General features: G+C 45.5%; 14 protein-coding genes. 12 read left to right on the forward strand and 2 right to left on the reverse strand.

From position 1 onward, the window contains the following. The first annotated feature begins 10 nt into the window (after nucleotides 1-10). The 4 genes from ACRD67_RS18420 (at nucleotide 11) to ACRD67_RS18435 (ending at nucleotide 3,178) form a co-directional block, all read left to right on the forward strand. Nucleotides 11-985, forward strand: coding sequence for an NADPH:quinone oxidoreductase family protein (locus tag ACRD67_RS18420; protein WP_430968711.1), 975 nt, complete (start codon nucleotides 11-13; stop codon nucleotides 983-985). A 65-nt stretch (nucleotides 986-1,050) separates the two neighbouring features. Beyond that, nucleotides 1,051-1,788, forward strand: a complete 738-nt coding sequence (gene fabG / locus ACRD67_RS18425; RefSeq protein WP_430968712.1) for a 3-oxoacyl-ACP reductase FabG — start codon at nucleotides 1,051-1,053, stop codon at nucleotides 1,786-1,788. A gap of 6 nt (nucleotides 1,789-1,794) precedes the next feature. Next, nucleotides 1,795-2,259, forward strand: coding sequence for a MaoC family dehydratase (locus ACRD67_RS18430; protein ID WP_430968713.1), 465 nt, complete (start codon nucleotides 1,795-1,797; stop codon nucleotides 2,257-2,259). A gap of 22 nt (nucleotides 2,260-2,281) precedes the next feature. Then, nucleotides 2,282-3,178: a haloalkane dehalogenase gene (locus ACRD67_RS18435; RefSeq protein WP_430968714.1), complete on the forward strand. Its 897-nt coding sequence runs from the start codon at nucleotides 2,282-2,284 to the stop codon at nucleotides 3,176-3,178. A gap of 61 nt (nucleotides 3,179-3,239) precedes the next feature. On the opposite strand, the gene ACRD67_RS18440 is transcribed toward ACRD67_RS18435, so the two are convergent. After that, nucleotides 3,240-3,596 carry a DUF6249 domain-containing protein gene (locus tag ACRD67_RS18440; RefSeq protein ID WP_430968715.1) on the reverse strand — a complete coding sequence of 119 codons (357 nt, stop codon included), beginning with the start codon at nucleotides 3,594-3,596 and terminating at the stop codon, nucleotides 3,240-3,242. Nucleotides 3,597-3,729: 133 nt separating this feature from the next. Between ACRD67_RS18440 and ACRD67_RS18445 the strand changes: the two genes are divergently transcribed. From ACRD67_RS18445 to ACRD67_RS18460, 4 genes are all read left to right on the forward strand, one after another. Beyond that, nucleotides 3,730-4,314 carry an RNA polymerase sigma factor gene (locus ACRD67_RS18445; protein WP_430968716.1) on the forward strand — a complete coding sequence of 195 codons (585 nt, stop codon included), beginning with the start codon at nucleotides 3,730-3,732 and terminating at the stop codon, nucleotides 4,312-4,314. Next, complete coding sequence (locus ACRD67_RS18450) at nucleotides 4,301-4,717, forward strand: hypothetical protein (RefSeq protein WP_430968717.1); 417 nt, start codon at nucleotides 4,301-4,303, stop codon at nucleotides 4,715-4,717. The genes ACRD67_RS18445 and ACRD67_RS18450 overlap by 14 nt, the downstream gene beginning before the upstream one ends. Before the next feature lie 61 nt (nucleotides 4,718-4,778). After that, nucleotides 4,779-6,377, forward strand: coding sequence for a solute:sodium symporter family transporter (locus ACRD67_RS18455; protein WP_430968718.1), 1,599 nt, complete (start codon nucleotides 4,779-4,781; stop codon nucleotides 6,375-6,377). A gap of 2 nt (nucleotides 6,378-6,379) precedes the next feature. Then, nucleotides 6,380-7,189, forward strand: coding sequence for an inositol oxygenase family protein (locus ACRD67_RS18460; protein WP_430968719.1), 810 nt, complete (start codon nucleotides 6,380-6,382; stop codon nucleotides 7,187-7,189). 202 nt (nucleotides 7,190-7,391) lie between these two features. Here ACRD67_RS18460 and htpG read toward each other — a convergent pair whose 3' ends face one another. Next, on the reverse strand, nucleotides 7,392-9,278 hold the full coding sequence (htpG, locus tag ACRD67_RS18465) for a molecular chaperone HtpG (protein WP_430968720.1): 1,887 nt from the start codon (nucleotides 9,276-9,278) through the stop codon (nucleotides 7,392-7,394). Nucleotides 9,279-9,646: 368 nt separating this feature from the next. Here htpG and ACRD67_RS18470 point away from each other — a divergent pair, with 368 nt between their 5' ends. The 4 genes from ACRD67_RS18470 to ACRD67_RS18485 all read left to right on the forward strand — a co-directional run bounded on the left by ACRD67_RS18470 (nucleotide 9,647) and on the right by ACRD67_RS18485 (nucleotide 13,323). Beyond that, nucleotides 9,647-10,306 carry a TetR family transcriptional regulator C-terminal domain-containing protein gene (locus ACRD67_RS18470; protein WP_430968721.1) on the forward strand — a complete coding sequence of 220 codons (660 nt, stop codon included), beginning with the start codon at nucleotides 9,647-9,649 and terminating at the stop codon, nucleotides 10,304-10,306. Nucleotides 10,307-10,346: 40 nt separating this feature from the next. Then, nucleotides 10,347-11,657 (forward strand): ABC1 kinase family protein, encoded by a 1,311-nt coding sequence (locus ACRD67_RS18475; protein ID WP_430968722.1) that lies wholly within the window; start codon nucleotides 10,347-10,349, stop codon nucleotides 11,655-11,657. Between the two features lie 84 nt (nucleotides 11,658-11,741). Next, nucleotides 11,742-12,752, forward strand: coding sequence for a 3-oxoacyl-ACP synthase III family protein (locus ACRD67_RS18480; RefSeq protein ID WP_430968723.1), 1,011 nt, complete (start codon nucleotides 11,742-11,744; stop codon nucleotides 12,750-12,752). A 25-nt stretch (nucleotides 12,753-12,777) separates the two neighbouring features. After that, nucleotides 12,778-13,323 (forward strand): pyridoxamine 5'-phosphate oxidase family protein, encoded by a 546-nt coding sequence (locus tag ACRD67_RS18485; protein ID WP_430968724.1) that lies wholly within the window; start codon nucleotides 12,778-12,780, stop codon nucleotides 13,321-13,323. Nucleotides 13,324-13,404: the final 81 nt, after the last annotated feature.

The raw sequence follows: 13,404 nt of genomic DNA on the forward strand, positions 1-13,404 counted from the left end.
AAGCATTTGGATGAAAGCAATAGTTTGCGAACAATACGGGCCGCCATCGCACCTAAGATTAAAGGAGATAGCTAATTTGAACCCTAAGGAGGGAGAAGTTTTGGTTGCCGTGAAAGCCTGTGGGGTTAATTTCCCGGATACCCTGATCATACAGGGATTGTATCAGTTTAAACCCGAACTACCCTTTACCCCAGGAAGTGATATTGCAGGTATTGTCAAAGCGGTAGGACCTGGAGTAACCCATGTAAAACCTGGGGATGCCGTGTTTGGATTTGTGGTCAACGGCGGGTTCGCCGAGGAAGTCCTCGTGCCGGCCAGTGCATGTTTTCCAAAACCGCCCCAAATGGATTTTCCGGTGGCCGCCTCTTTTATGATGGCGTACGGAACGTCCTATCATGCCCTAAAGGATCGGGGCCTTTTGGCAAAAGGAGAAACACTGTTGGTGCTTGGGGCATCGGGCGGAGTGGGACTTGCCGCTGTGGAATTGGGCAAGTTGATGGGCGCAAAGGTAATTGCTGCCGCTTCCTCCACCGATAAACTGGAATTGTGCAAGGCCTATGGCGCAGATGAAGTACTGAACTATTCCAAAGAGAACGTAAAGGAACGAATAAAGGAACTCACGGGGGGCAAAGGAGTGGATGTAGTGTACGATCCGGTAGGTGGGGACTATTCCGAAGCGGCCCTTAGAGGCATGAATTGGGAAGGCAGGTACCTCGTAGTAGGTTTCGCAGCGGGGAATATTCCCAAAATACCCTTGAACTTACCGCTGTTAAAAGGATGTTCCATAGTAGGGGTTTTTTGGGGAAGTTTTGCAATGAAGATGCCCAAAAGGAATATGGAAAATACCATGCAGTTGATGCAATGGTACGCCGCAGGCAGGCTTAAACCCCACCTTCATGCAGTGTACTCCTTGGCCGAAACACCCAAGGCCTTGGAGGAAATGATGAACAGAAAAGTAATGGGAAAGGTGGTCATAGGGGTTTAGCCTGCTGTATTTCAAGGTGGGCCTTCCTAATGGATGTAAAACAAATTAAAAATGAAATACAAGATATGCGATTAAAAAACAAGGTGGCCATCGTAACCGGTGGAGCGCGGGGTATAGGAAAAGCAATTTCGGACCTCTTTGCCCGGGAAGGGGCCACCGTAATAATCTGGGATGTGTTGGATATAGGTATGGAGACAGCCAAAACAATCAATGCCGGAGTAGGACAGGCAGAGTTCCTCAATATATCGGTGACCGATAGGGAAGCGGTACAAGCTGCTGTGGCCGATATCCATTCCCGTTATGGGAAAATCGACATTTTGATTAACAATGCGGGTATAACCCGGGACAAGACCCTTCAGAAAATGAGCATGGAGGAGTGGGATGCGGTAATCGATGTGAACCTAAAAGGCGTGTTCCTGTGCACGCAAGCTGTGGTACCCTATATGAAGGAAGCCGGCTACGGTCGTATTGTTTCAGCCGCTTCCAACGTCGGGCTTCGCGGAAATTTTGGACAAACCAACTATGCGGCCACCAAGGCAGGGGTAATTGCCATGTCCAAGACCTGGACCATGGAACTGGGAAAATATGGCATTACCGCAAACGCGGTAGCCCCCGGTTTTACGCTTACCGAAATGGTGGAAAAAATCCCGGCGGAGCACATGGCGCAAATGAAAAAACAGATACCTCTGCAAAAGGCGGCTATGCCCATGGACATTGCCTATGGGTACCTTTACCTGGCTTCGGATGAGGCACAGTACGTATCGGGGATTTGTTTAACCATCGATGGGGGAATTTCTAGATAACGGTCCATGGAAAAGTTGGTATGTAAGAATTTTGAGGAGTTTCGCGAACTGAAGGGCAAAGAACTGCCCCTGGGCGACTGGATACAGGTCACCCAGGACATGATCAATGCCTTTGCCGAGGCTACCCTGGATTTTCAGTGGATCCATGTGGATGTGGAAAAAGCGAAAAAACATTCCCCGTTCAAGGCACCGGTGGCCCATGGATTCATGTCCGTTTCCTTGCTCTCCAAGATGCTCGAGGATCTCATCACGGTAGAAAGTATGCAGATGGGGGTAAACTATGGATTGAACAAAGTACGTTTTCCGCACCCGGTGGTGGTGGATAGTAAATTGAGGTTGAAGGGAAAGATACTGGACATAGAGAATTATGGGGATACCGGTCTTAAGGTTGCCTGGGATTGTATGGTGGAAATTAATGGTGTGGAGAAACCTGCCTGTGTAGCAGAGTTTGTGTCCCTGATGTTTGAATAAGCGAATTTAAAAAATAATCAAAATGAAAGTTCTAAGAACCCCGGAATCCTGTTTTGAAAGCCTGGCCGACTATCCTTTTAAGCCCTATTATCATGAGGTGGCAAAAGGATTGCGAATGCATTATGTAGACGAGGGCGAGGGCCCTATTGTGCTCCTTTTGCATGGGGAACCCAGTTGGTCGTACCTCTATCGAAAGATGATACCCATCTTGGTAGAAGCCGGATTTCGGACCATTGCGCCCGATCTGATCGGCTTTGGAAAATCGGATAAACCGGTACGGCAGGAAGACTATAGCTATCAAAGCCACGTTGATTGGCTCAAGGCGCTCATTTCTGGACTAAACCTATCCGATATCCATCTTTTTTGCCAGGATTGGGGCGGCCTTACCGGCCTTCGGATCGCCGCCGAAGAAGAAGCCTTGTTCAGCAGTATCATAGCGTCCAATACCTTATTGACCCGGACGGGCGTGTATGCCAATGACGCTTTTAAGCAATGGCGCGATTTTTCACAAAAAACCCCGCATTTTTCCGCTGGCAAGGTGCTACAGCTCGGGACGGTCTCCAACCTGTCCGAGCAGGTAATAGCTGCCTATGACGCCCCTTTTCCGGACGATTCCTTTAAGGCCGGCGCCCGCGTTTTTCCCAAATTGGTCCCTTTTGACGGTGAAGACCCGTATGGAGCCATTCCCGCCTGTGATGCGGCCTGGAAAGTACTGGAGCGCTGGGAAAAGCCCTTTCTGACCCTTTTCGGGGATTCCGACCCCATTATGAGGGGAGGTGACCTATTTTTTCAGGCAAAGGTTCCCGGGACAAAAGGGCAACCGCATCAAACGATTACAGATGCCGGACATTTTATTCAAGAGGAAAAAGGGGAGGAGTTGGCCCAACGGATGGTAGTATTTTTGAAGCACTCCAAATAGGATAGACACATAAAGCTCCCCACAGGAAGCTTCATGTATCTAAATAAGGGTAGGATTCACGCTACACATCTTCCTTGTCGAGCTTTTTGGTCAGGAAAAAGCCCACCAAAAGACCAGAACCTGCCATGAAGAATATGGTGCCTGGATAGGCTACTTCGTCGTCCATGCCCAGTGTGTGCACGAATGCGGCGGCCAGAAAAATGGCGAGACCTATACCCATGAGAAGAAGTGCCAAGTTAAGAACAAGCACCTTCCAAAAAGGTGCTGTCCTTTCCCGTTTGCCCTTTACAAAAATACTGGCGTCCGCTCCTTTCTCAATTAGCGCCATGCGCTCCCTATTCCTTGTGGAAAAATAGAGATAGGTTATTGCTAATACGACTAGAAAAAAACTTACGGGGATTATAATTGCTGCTGCCATCTTATAATTTTTAATGGATTATTTATTTTGTTCATAGGGTATGACGATCATTTTTGAACCCCGGTTACAGGAATAGTCAATATTTTTCTAAATTGTGTAACCTAGGCGCTTCATATATCGTCTTATTACTTAGATGAGCCTTCAAGAAGACCAACACTATATAGAAAGGACCCTCGCAGGGGATACGCATGCATTTGCATCCCTTGTTGACCGTTATAAGCATATGGTATATACCTTGGCCTTGCGAATGGTAAAAAATAGGGAGGAAGCGGAGGAAGTGGCCCAGGATGTTTTTTTTAAGGTATATCAGGGGCTGGACCGATTTAAAGGCGATGCCAAATTTTCGACCTGGCTCTATAAGATTGCTTATAATAGAAGTTTGGACTATGTGAAGAAACAAAGCAGAGGTTTGGATACAAGCCCTATAGATGCTTTTACCGAACGCTATGTGCGGTCCATGGAAAACACCTTGGAAGGCCTGGAACGTGAAGAGCGCAGCAAGACCATAAAAGAGGCGATGCAAGAACTATCGCCAGACGATAGCTTTTTAATTACACTGCATTATTATGAAGAGTTATCACTGAGCGAGATAGCAGCAATTATGGACGAAAATGCAAATACTGTTAAGGTACGTTTGTTCCGGAGCAGAAAACGACTGGCAGAAATTTTAAAAAACCGATTGGAACCAGAAACGATACGCGGTTATGGAAGAAAATAAAGAAAAAGAACTGGATGCCCTTCTCAAAAAAACGGTGAAGGAAGCGGGATTGGAACAACCTTCAATGGATTTCACTGCTACGGTCCTTTCCAAAATCTCCGAAACGGCCCCAACAACGGCTAGGGTATATCGCCCGCTGATTTCCAAGGGCGCCTGGTTGCTATTGCTTCTCGCTGTACTCGGAGTTTTTGCCTATTCCCTTCTGGGGAATGGCGACCTGAGTTTTATGGGCCTATCCGATGTGCGGTGGAGCGAACATTTAAATTTCGACTTTTTGGAACAATGGACGCAGTGGAAGATTTCCAATATCTTCGTTTACGGCACCTTGGGGCTCACGCTTTTTGTTTGCCTACAGGTGGTCCTGTTAAAGAGGCATTTGGACAATCGTTATGTTTTGGAGTAATTAATTCTTAGGAGATTTCCAATCTGCCTACCAAGCTATATTATGCTTATTTTTACCGGTAATGGCCTTGATTACTTTTCTTTTGTTTACCGGTTTTGTGGCTTTTTATGCTACGTGGAAACTCCGACGGGATAGATTGGATACCCGCGACGGGTATTTTCTAGGCGGACGTTCCCTTACCGGAATCGTAATTGCCGGTTCGCTCTTACTGACCAATATTTCTACCGAACACCTTGTTGGGATGAACGGTTCCGCCTATAGAAATGGTGCAATTATCGTCGCTTGGGAGGTTACTTCCGCTTTAGCCTTGGTAATCGCTGCCCTGTATTTTGCGCCGCGATACCTGAAAATGGGGTTAACGACCATTCCTGAGTTTTTGGAAAAACGGTTCGATGGTCTTACCCGTACCTTGGTGGCCCTGCTCTTGATCATTTCCTTTGTGGCCACCTTACTTCCCATTGTACTGTATACCGGAGCCCTGAATATTGAGGCCATTTTTGAAATATCCCAACTTTTGAATGTAAGTCAGGCCGAAGGGATATGGATCACCATTCTGGTGGTGGGGAGTATAGGAGCCGTATACGCTATATTTGGGGGGCTTAAGATGGTGGCCTATACCGATACCATCAATGGATTTGGCTTGCTTGTAGCAGGGCTTTTGGTGCCTATTCTTGCCTTGCTTGCCATAGGCGATGGCAACCCTTTTGAGGGGATGGGCAAGGTGTTTCGGCATAGCCCCGAAAAGTTCAACGTGGTCAGTCGTGAATCGGGCGTGGGTGCCGGGGCACGCTCGGCGATATTACCTTTTGAGGTCTTGTTTACCGGCCTTATGATCAATCAAATTTATTTCTGGACCATGCACCAGTCCATAATCCAAAGGGTCTTGGGGGCGGTAAATTTAAAGGAAGCACAAAAAGGATTGCTCTTTACCGGCCTATTAAAAATTTTGGTCCCCTTGGTCATCGTACTACCGGGTTTGATAGGCTTCTATTATTTTGGGGAAAGTTTATACGATAACCCGGACAGTGTCTATCCCCTGCTGGTAAAGAAAGTACTTCCGCAATGGCTTACCGGTTTTTTTGTCGCGGTGATGATGGGTGCCATCCTAACCACCTTTAACAGTGCACTCAATAGTGCGGCTACGGTATTCAGTCTTGGCATCTTTAAGCGGTATATTCAAAAGCAGGCGAGCGAAAAAAAGTTGGTCGTCATAGGAAAATGGACTTCGGCCCTTTTGGCAGTGTTTGCAATTGGGATCGCTCCCTTTGTCGCCAATGCACCGGAAGGCCTGTATCAGTTGATGCAGCAATTAAACGGTATCTTCTTTGTACCCATCGCAAGTGTGATCATAGCCGGTTTTCTTTTTCCACGAGTGTCCGCAATGGGTGCTAAGATCGGTCTTTTGTTTGGGTTGTTGTTTTATGTGACCACCTATTACCTCTTGGAGTTGAAGTTGCATTTTGTTCATATTTGGGGAATAGAATTTGTACTGAACCTGTTGGTGATGCACTTGGTTTCCTATCTATCGCCTAAAGGGGATATTTTTGAAATGAAAGATGCAGGAATCCTAGATTTAAGACCGTGGAAATACGCTAAGCCCTTCAGCCTCTTTTTGGTGTTATCTACGATTATTTTGTACCTTTTACTAGGAAATGTATAGTTATGGAAAAAACGTTTAGAAATTACACCGAACTCGACGTGACCGATGCGGTATATGAACATTACCGAAAAATGAGACAAAATCAGACTTTGGATTATGTACAGCGGATGCATAAAAAGTACCTGACTTTTGACAAACCCATGACCCTTAGGGATGCCATGGGCCATCTCAATGACTTGATCGATGTTAGCGATCCGGATCTGGACTTACCCAATGTACAGCACCTTATTCAAAGTGCCGAGGCCATACGGGCAGATAAGAGACCCGATTGGATGCAATTGACCGGGCTTATTCACGATTTGGGCAAGGTGATATTTCTGTGGGGCTGCGATGAGGACGGTACCAGCCAATTAGAACAATGGGGTATGGTGGGTGATGTATTTGTGGTAGGCTGCGCCCTGCCCGGCAGCTGTGTGTTTCCGGAATTCAATACGTTGAATCCCGATATGAAGGACGATCGATACAACACTGCGCTAGGAGTCTATAAGGAGGGCTGCGGCCTGGACAATTTAGAATTGGCATGGGGGCATGACGAATACCTATTTCAGGTGTTGTCCCATCATAAAAAAAATACCCTTCCCGAAGCGGCCATGGTCATGATCCGATACCATTCGTTTTACCCATGGCATACGGGGGGAAGTTATGCCCGACTACTAAATGAAAAGGACCAGCAGTATTTGGAATGGATTCGGGACTTTAATAGATACGACCTCTACACGAAAAGTACCAAAACCTATGAATTGGAGGAACTATGGGATTACTACCGGCCTATTGCCGAGAAGTATTTAGGGGATGGTCCCATATACTGGTAAATGGGCCTGGGTATAGCTGAAATAAAAAGAGGCTGTCTAAAAAGTATTTGAAAAAATGTCATATCGAGCGCCCGCCTTCCAAAGCCTTGTACGGAGGACAGGCAGTCGAGATATCTTAAAATTTAATCTTCAAGGAGTTCTCGACTGCGCTCGAACGGACATCTATGTTTTTTAGACAACCTTTTATAATAAATAAGCTGGACTACTTGATCATATCGTAACTTCTATTGATGAAGTTGGTGAGTTCCTCCCCTTTGAGGAGTCCCTTGGACAGACGTGCCAAATCCAAGGATTGATTGATCAAGCGTTCCCGCTTTTTCGCTGTTTTGGTGTTCAGGATTTCACCGACCAGTTCATGGTTGGTATTTACGATGAGGTTGTACATTTCCGGCATGTTGCCCATACCGAACATACCGCCACCGCCGGTCTGCTGCATTTCCTTCATACGGCGCATAAACTCGGGTTCCGTAATAATAAAGGGAGAAGCAGCGCTGTCCATGGCCTCTAGCTGTACGGTATAGCCTTTGTCCTTGATGACCTCCTCCAAATTGGTCTTGAGGTTTTCTTTTTCCTCATCGGACAATTTGGAAATTTGGGTGTCGTCCTTTTGGATAAGGTTGTCCAAATGGTCGGCATCTACCCGGGCAAAGGAGAGTTTCTCCTTGCTGGTCTCCAACTTCTGCATCAAATGGGAAATAATGGGCGAATCCAATAATAAGACCTCATATCCCTTGGCCTTGGCCGCCTCAATATAACTGTGCTGCGCTTCTTTGTCGGAGGCGTAGAGCACCACCAATTTATCGTCCTTGTCCGTTTGGTTGTCCTTTATCTTTTCCTGCAATTCGGAAAAGGTAAAATAGGAACCGTCCACCGTGGGATACAGTGCAAATTTGTCCGCTTTTTCAAAGAACTTTTCCTCGGACAACATGCCGTATTCAATCACGATTTTGATATCGTTCCACTTGGCCTCAAAATCCTCCCGATTATTTTTAAAGAGGGAAGCGAGCTTATCCGCAACCTTCCTGGTGATGTAGGACGAAATTTTCTTTACCGCACCGTCTGCCTGTAAATAGGATCGGGACACATTCAATGGAATATCCGGAGAATCTATCACACCTCTCAGCATGGTCAAAAATTCAGGCACTATCCCTTCTACATTATCGGTAACAAAGACCTGGTTTTGGTACAGTTGTATCCGGTCTTTCTGAATGTTGAGGTCATTGGTCAATTTTGGGAAGTAAAGAATCCCGGTAAGGTTAAAGGGATAATCTACGTTCAGGTGAATATTAAATAGGGGTTCCTCGAACTGTGTGGGATAGAGTTCCCTATAGAAGCTCTTGTAATCTTCCTCTTTTAGATCCTTGGGCTGTTTTGTCCAAGCCGGTGTGGGATTGTTGATAATATTATCTACCTCTTGGGTGGGTGCGGGATCTTCCTCCTTTGCACCCTCGGGTTTGGGGAGTGTTTCGGTCTTGGTGCCAAACTTGATCGGAATGGGCATGAATTTGTTGTACTTACGCAAGAGTTCGCTGATCCTGTTTTCTTCCAGAAATTCAGTGGAGTCGTCCGCGATATGCAGAATGATCTCCGTACCTCGTTCTTCTTTTTTGCCCTTTTTCAAGGTAAACTTGGGCGATCCGTCACAGCTCCAATGCGCGGCAGGTTCGTCCGTATAACTTTTGGTAATGATCTCTACCTTGTCCGATACCATGAAGGCCGAATAGAAGCCCAATCCGAAATGCCCTATGATTCCCGCGTCCTTTCCAGAATCTTCATATTTGTTCAAAAACTCCTCGGCGCCCGAAAAGGCCACCTCATTGATGTATTTTTTTACTTCTTCCTCGGTCATCCCAATGCCCTGATCTATAATGTGAAGTTTTTTTCCTTCCTTATCCACCTTTAACTCGATCATGGGATTGCCATAATCTACCTTGGCCTCTCCTATGGATGCCAGATGCTTAAGCTTTAAAGTAGCATCCGTAGCGTTGGAGATAAGCTCGCGAAGAAATATTTCATGGTCGCTATAGAGGAATTTCTTTATTAATGGAAATATGTTTTCTACCGAAACATTGATTTTGCCAGTTGCCATATATGATATTTTTTAATGGTTCCAGAACCCAAGGACAAAAAAAGTACCAATATGCCCAATCGTGACAAACTGGCACCATTATGGAGCATCTGCCAATCGGTGTCAAAAGTTTAACATATTTTTTGTTTAATTTATTTTTAAATTAATTAAACATTTTGTAAATTTACCCTATCCGTTGCAGAAGTAAAATTGCTATGATTAAGTTTTGTTCTGTAATAAGTTTGTTTATTTATTGGTTAGGTTGTTGAAGACGTGCTTTCTGCCAGGAAAGCACGTTTTTATTTTGCATCTATCCGTTATTCTTAATTCCTTAACATAATATGTGTTCATAGTATCGTATTTTTACATGAACAAAAAAATATTGACATATGGGAGCAAAAACAACGAGGGAAAAAATTACCGATGACATCATTATAGACATGTATATGGACTATGTGCTAGCGCATGAAGCGGCCCCAAAATCGGTTTATAAATTTTGCCAGTCCAACCAATTGGAAGAAGCGGACTTTTACGAACGTTTTGGCTCCTTTGAAAACCTTCAGAGGGCCATTTGGGCCAAGTTTTATGGCAATACCGAAACCCTGATCCAAAAGAACAAAGGGTATGAAGGTTTCTCCAACAAGGATAAAATGCTCACGTTTTTCTTCTCTTTTTTTGAACTGCTGTCATTGAACCGAAGTTATGTGCTCTTTGCATTGAAAGAGCAACGAAATGTGCTTAAAAATTTGAAGCAGCTTACCTATTTGAGAAAGCACTTTAAAGGTTTTGCTACGGCCTTGATCGAGGAGGCCAACAGTGACAAATCCATTCGTATTACAAAATATAATCCACAGTTGTTCTCAGAAGGGGCTTGGCTGCAGCTGATGTTTCTACTTAAATTTTGGATGGACGACTCCTCTCCGGGCTTCGAAAAGACCGATATGGCTATAGAGAAGTCGGTGAAGACCGTTTTTGACGTTTTTGACAATACCCCACTCGAAAGTATTATTGACCTGGGTAAGTTTTTGTACAAAGAGAACTTTGCTTAAAATTTAATGCTTTCCCTTGCTTTGAAGGCACAACTGTTATATGAAGACACTCGATAGGATACCCACCGGAAAAATAGAACGGGCCAGTAAATTGGTCAGGACTGGAGCAAAAATAGGGGGCAATTACGTGAAGTATTACGGTAAGAAATTGGTGAACCCGGAACTTACCAAGGATGAGCTCAATGAAAATAATGCAGAGGATATCTATGACGGCCTAAAAAGCCTAAAGGGAAGTGCATTAAAGGTGGCCCAAATGTTGAGTATGGAGAAAAATCTGCTCCCACGGGCCTATGTGGAAAAATTTTCGCTTTCCCAATTTTCAGTACCCCCCTTGTCAGCACCCTTGGTCAGAAAGACCTTTAAACGATATTTGGGGAAGTATCCTGAAGAGCTATACGATACTTTTGAGCAGGACTCGATCAATGCCGCCAGTATTGGACAGGTGCACAAGGCTACCAAAAATGGGAAATCGCTTGCGGTCAAGATACAGTACCCTGGTGTGGCCCAGAGCATCAGTAGCGATCTTGCACTGGTAAAACCTATAGCTATCCGGATGTTCAATATTCAGGGCAAGGATTCGGACAAGTATTTCAAGGAAGTGGAGGACAAGCTGATCGAAGAAACCGACTACACTTTGGAGATTGCGCAAAGCAAGGAGATTACCCAGGCGTGTATGCATATCCAGAATATGGAGTTTCCGGACTATTATGAGGAGCTATCCAATGAGCGGATCATCACCATGGATTGGATGCACGGACTGCACCTAAGCGAGTTTACCAAAAACGATTTTTCACCTGCTTTGGGAAATACCCTGGGGCAGGCCTTGTGGGATTTTTATATGTTCCAGATACACGGCTTAAGAAAGGTGCATGCCGACCCCCATCCGGGGAACTTCCTTGTCAGCGAAAAAGCAACGTTGATCGCCATCGATTTCGGTTGCATCAAGGAAATCCCAGATGAGTTCTATGTACCCTATTTTGAACTGGCCAAACGGGAAAACATAGAAAACGACAGGGTTTTTATGGAGAAACTGTACGAATTGGAAATATTGAACCCTACGGACTCCCCGGAGGAACTACGTTTTTTTAAGGAACTGTTCAAGGAAATGCTTACGCTTTTTACCTCTCCTTTCAACGAAGAACAATTTGATTTTGGAGCGGAAGTATTTTGGAACCGGATAGCGAACCTGAGCGAACGCTATTCCAAGGACGAACAGATCAGAAAGATGAACGGGAATAGGGGATCCAAGCATTTTTTGTACATGAACAGAACCTTCTTCGGGCTGTACAATCTCTTGCACGATCTTAGGGCCAGGGTAGTCGTTGATAACTTTAAAAAATATCTGGCTTAGACCGGCCCAAGGGCACTGCAACATCTATTATTTTTTACCTATATTAGTTTGTGTAAACCAACAATAATAGAACTTCCAATAAACATGTACAACTCAAAAATTGCTGGATTAGGATACTATGTACCAGAAAATGTGGTCACCAATGAAGATCTGTCCAAGGTGATGGAGACGAGTGATAGCTGGATTCAGGAACGCACAGGGATAAAGGAACGAAGGCATGTGGCCAAGAATGAAGGGGACACGACAACTTCTATGGGCGTAAAAGCGGCCAAAATAGCGATAGAACGCGCCGGTATTGATGCCAATGATATCGATTTTATTGTATTTGCCACCCTAAGTCCCGACTATTATTTTCCAGGACCGGGAGTCTTGGTCCAACGAGATCTGGGCATCGGAACGGTAGGTGCCCTGGACGTTAGGAACCAATGCTCGGGTTTTGTATATGGCGTATCCGTTGCCGACCAATATGTCAAAAGCGGAATGTACCAAAATGTGCTGGTCATCGGGTCCGAAGTACATTCCAGAGGCTTGGACATGAGCACTCGGGGAAGGGGGGTTTCCGTGATTTTCGGTGATGGCGCGGGAGCTGCCGTGGTGAGCCGGGAAACAGATTCCTCCAAAGGCATACTTTCCACACATCTGCACTCCGAAGGACAGCATGCAGAGGAACTCTCTGTGATTGCGCCCGGTATGGGGAAGCGATGGGTCACGGACATCCTTGCCGACAATGACCCCAATGACGAATCCTATTTCCCTTATATGAATGGCCAGTTCGTGTTCAAGAATGCCGTGGTCCGGTTTAGCGAGGTCATTATGGAAGGACTTCAGACCAATGGTTTGGGCCCTACGGATATAGATATGCTCATTCCCCATCAGGCCAACCTACGCATCTCCCAATTTGTTCAGAAGAAGTTTGGCCTAAGTGATGACCAAGTGTTCAACAATATCATGAGTTATGGAAACACTACCGCGGCATCTATCCCCATTGCCTTGACCGAGGCTTGGGAACAAGGCAAAATAAAAGAAGGAGATTTAGTGGTCCTAGCCGCCTTTGGCAGTGGATTTACCTGGGGCAGTGCCATTATAAGATGGTAAATTTCAAATCATTGGATGTACGATTATGGGAAAGCGCTTGGAAAAATTAACGCCCGAACTAATTGATTTTATAGGGAATCAAAAACTTTTTTTTGTGGCCACAGCCATGGAAGACGGCCGAGTGAATCTGTCTCCCAAAGGCATGGACGCCCTTAGGGTCATTGATGGGAACAGGGTAATTTGGTTGAATCTTACAGGGAGTGGCAATGAAACCGCAGCGCATCTGCAATACAACAATCGCATGACGTTGATGTTCTGTGCTTTTGAGGGCAAGCCTATGATTTTGCGTTTGTACGGTATCGCGAAGGCCTATCATGAGCACGATCCCTTTTGGAAGGCCCACATTCACAGGTTTTCCGAAATTGAGGGAAGCCGGCAATTAATCGATATGGAATTTGATTTGGTGCAGATCTCATGTGGGATGGGGGTACCCTATATGGACTATACGGCCGATCGGGAAGGTCTTAAACTTTGGGCGAAAAAGCAGGGGAAAGATCGGATTATCGAATACCGGAAGAAAAAAAATAGCATCAGCCTGGACGGTCGCCCAACGGGATTGCCCGAGGCCTAAGGTGTCCAAGCAGAAAAACAAAAACCCCGGGTCAAGACCGGGGTTTTTTATTGATAGATCGTAAGAGAAAACCAACCAACC

The organism is Eudoraea algarum (assembly GCF_050589645.1).
In the GTDB taxonomy this organism is placed as follows: Bacteria; Bacteroidota; Bacteroidia; order Flavobacteriales; family Flavobacteriaceae; genus JBNGOQ01.

Excerpts from the sequence above, each read along its gene's own strand:
- ACRD67_RS18420 (WP_430968711.1), top strand. The coding sequence starts at position 11 with ATGAAAGCAATAGTTTGCGAACAATACGGGCCGCCATCGCACCTAAGA.
- fabG (WP_430968712.1), top strand. The coding sequence starts at position 1,051 with ATGCGATTAAAAAACAAGGTGGCCATCGTAACCGGTGGAGCGCGGGGT.
- ACRD67_RS18430 (WP_430968713.1), top strand. The coding sequence starts at position 1,795 with ATGGAAAAGTTGGTATGTAAGAATTTTGAGGAGTTTCGCGAACTGAAG.
- ACRD67_RS18435 (WP_430968714.1), top strand. The coding sequence starts at position 2,282 with ATGAAAGTTCTAAGAACCCCGGAATCCTGTTTTGAAAGCCTGGCCGAC.
- ACRD67_RS18440 (WP_430968715.1), bottom strand. The coding sequence starts at position 3,596 with ATGGCAGCAGCAATTATAATCCCCGTAAGTTTTTTTCTAGTCGTATTA.
- ACRD67_RS18445 (WP_430968716.1), top strand. The coding sequence starts at position 3,730 with ATGAGCCTTCAAGAAGACCAACACTATATAGAAAGGACCCTCGCAGGG.
- ACRD67_RS18450 (WP_430968717.1), top strand. The coding sequence starts at position 4,301 with ATGGAAGAAAATAAAGAAAAAGAACTGGATGCCCTTCTCAAAAAAACG.
- ACRD67_RS18455 (WP_430968718.1), top strand. The coding sequence starts at position 4,779 with ATGGCCTTGATTACTTTTCTTTTGTTTACCGGTTTTGTGGCTTTTTAT.
- ACRD67_RS18460 (WP_430968719.1), top strand. The coding sequence starts at position 6,380 with ATGGAAAAAACGTTTAGAAATTACACCGAACTCGACGTGACCGATGCG.
- htpG (WP_430968720.1), bottom strand. The coding sequence starts at position 9,278 with ATGGCAACTGGCAAAATCAATGTTTCGGTAGAAAACATATTTCCATTA.
- ACRD67_RS18470 (WP_430968721.1), top strand. The coding sequence starts at position 9,647 with ATGGGAGCAAAAACAACGAGGGAAAAAATTACCGATGACATCATTATA.
- ACRD67_RS18475 (WP_430968722.1), top strand. The coding sequence starts at position 10,347 with ATGAAGACACTCGATAGGATACCCACCGGAAAAATAGAACGGGCCAGT.
- ACRD67_RS18480 (WP_430968723.1), top strand. The coding sequence starts at position 11,742 with ATGTACAACTCAAAAATTGCTGGATTAGGATACTATGTACCAGAAAAT.
- ACRD67_RS18485 (WP_430968724.1), top strand. The coding sequence starts at position 12,778 with ATGGGAAAGCGCTTGGAAAAATTAACGCCCGAACTAATTGATTTTATA.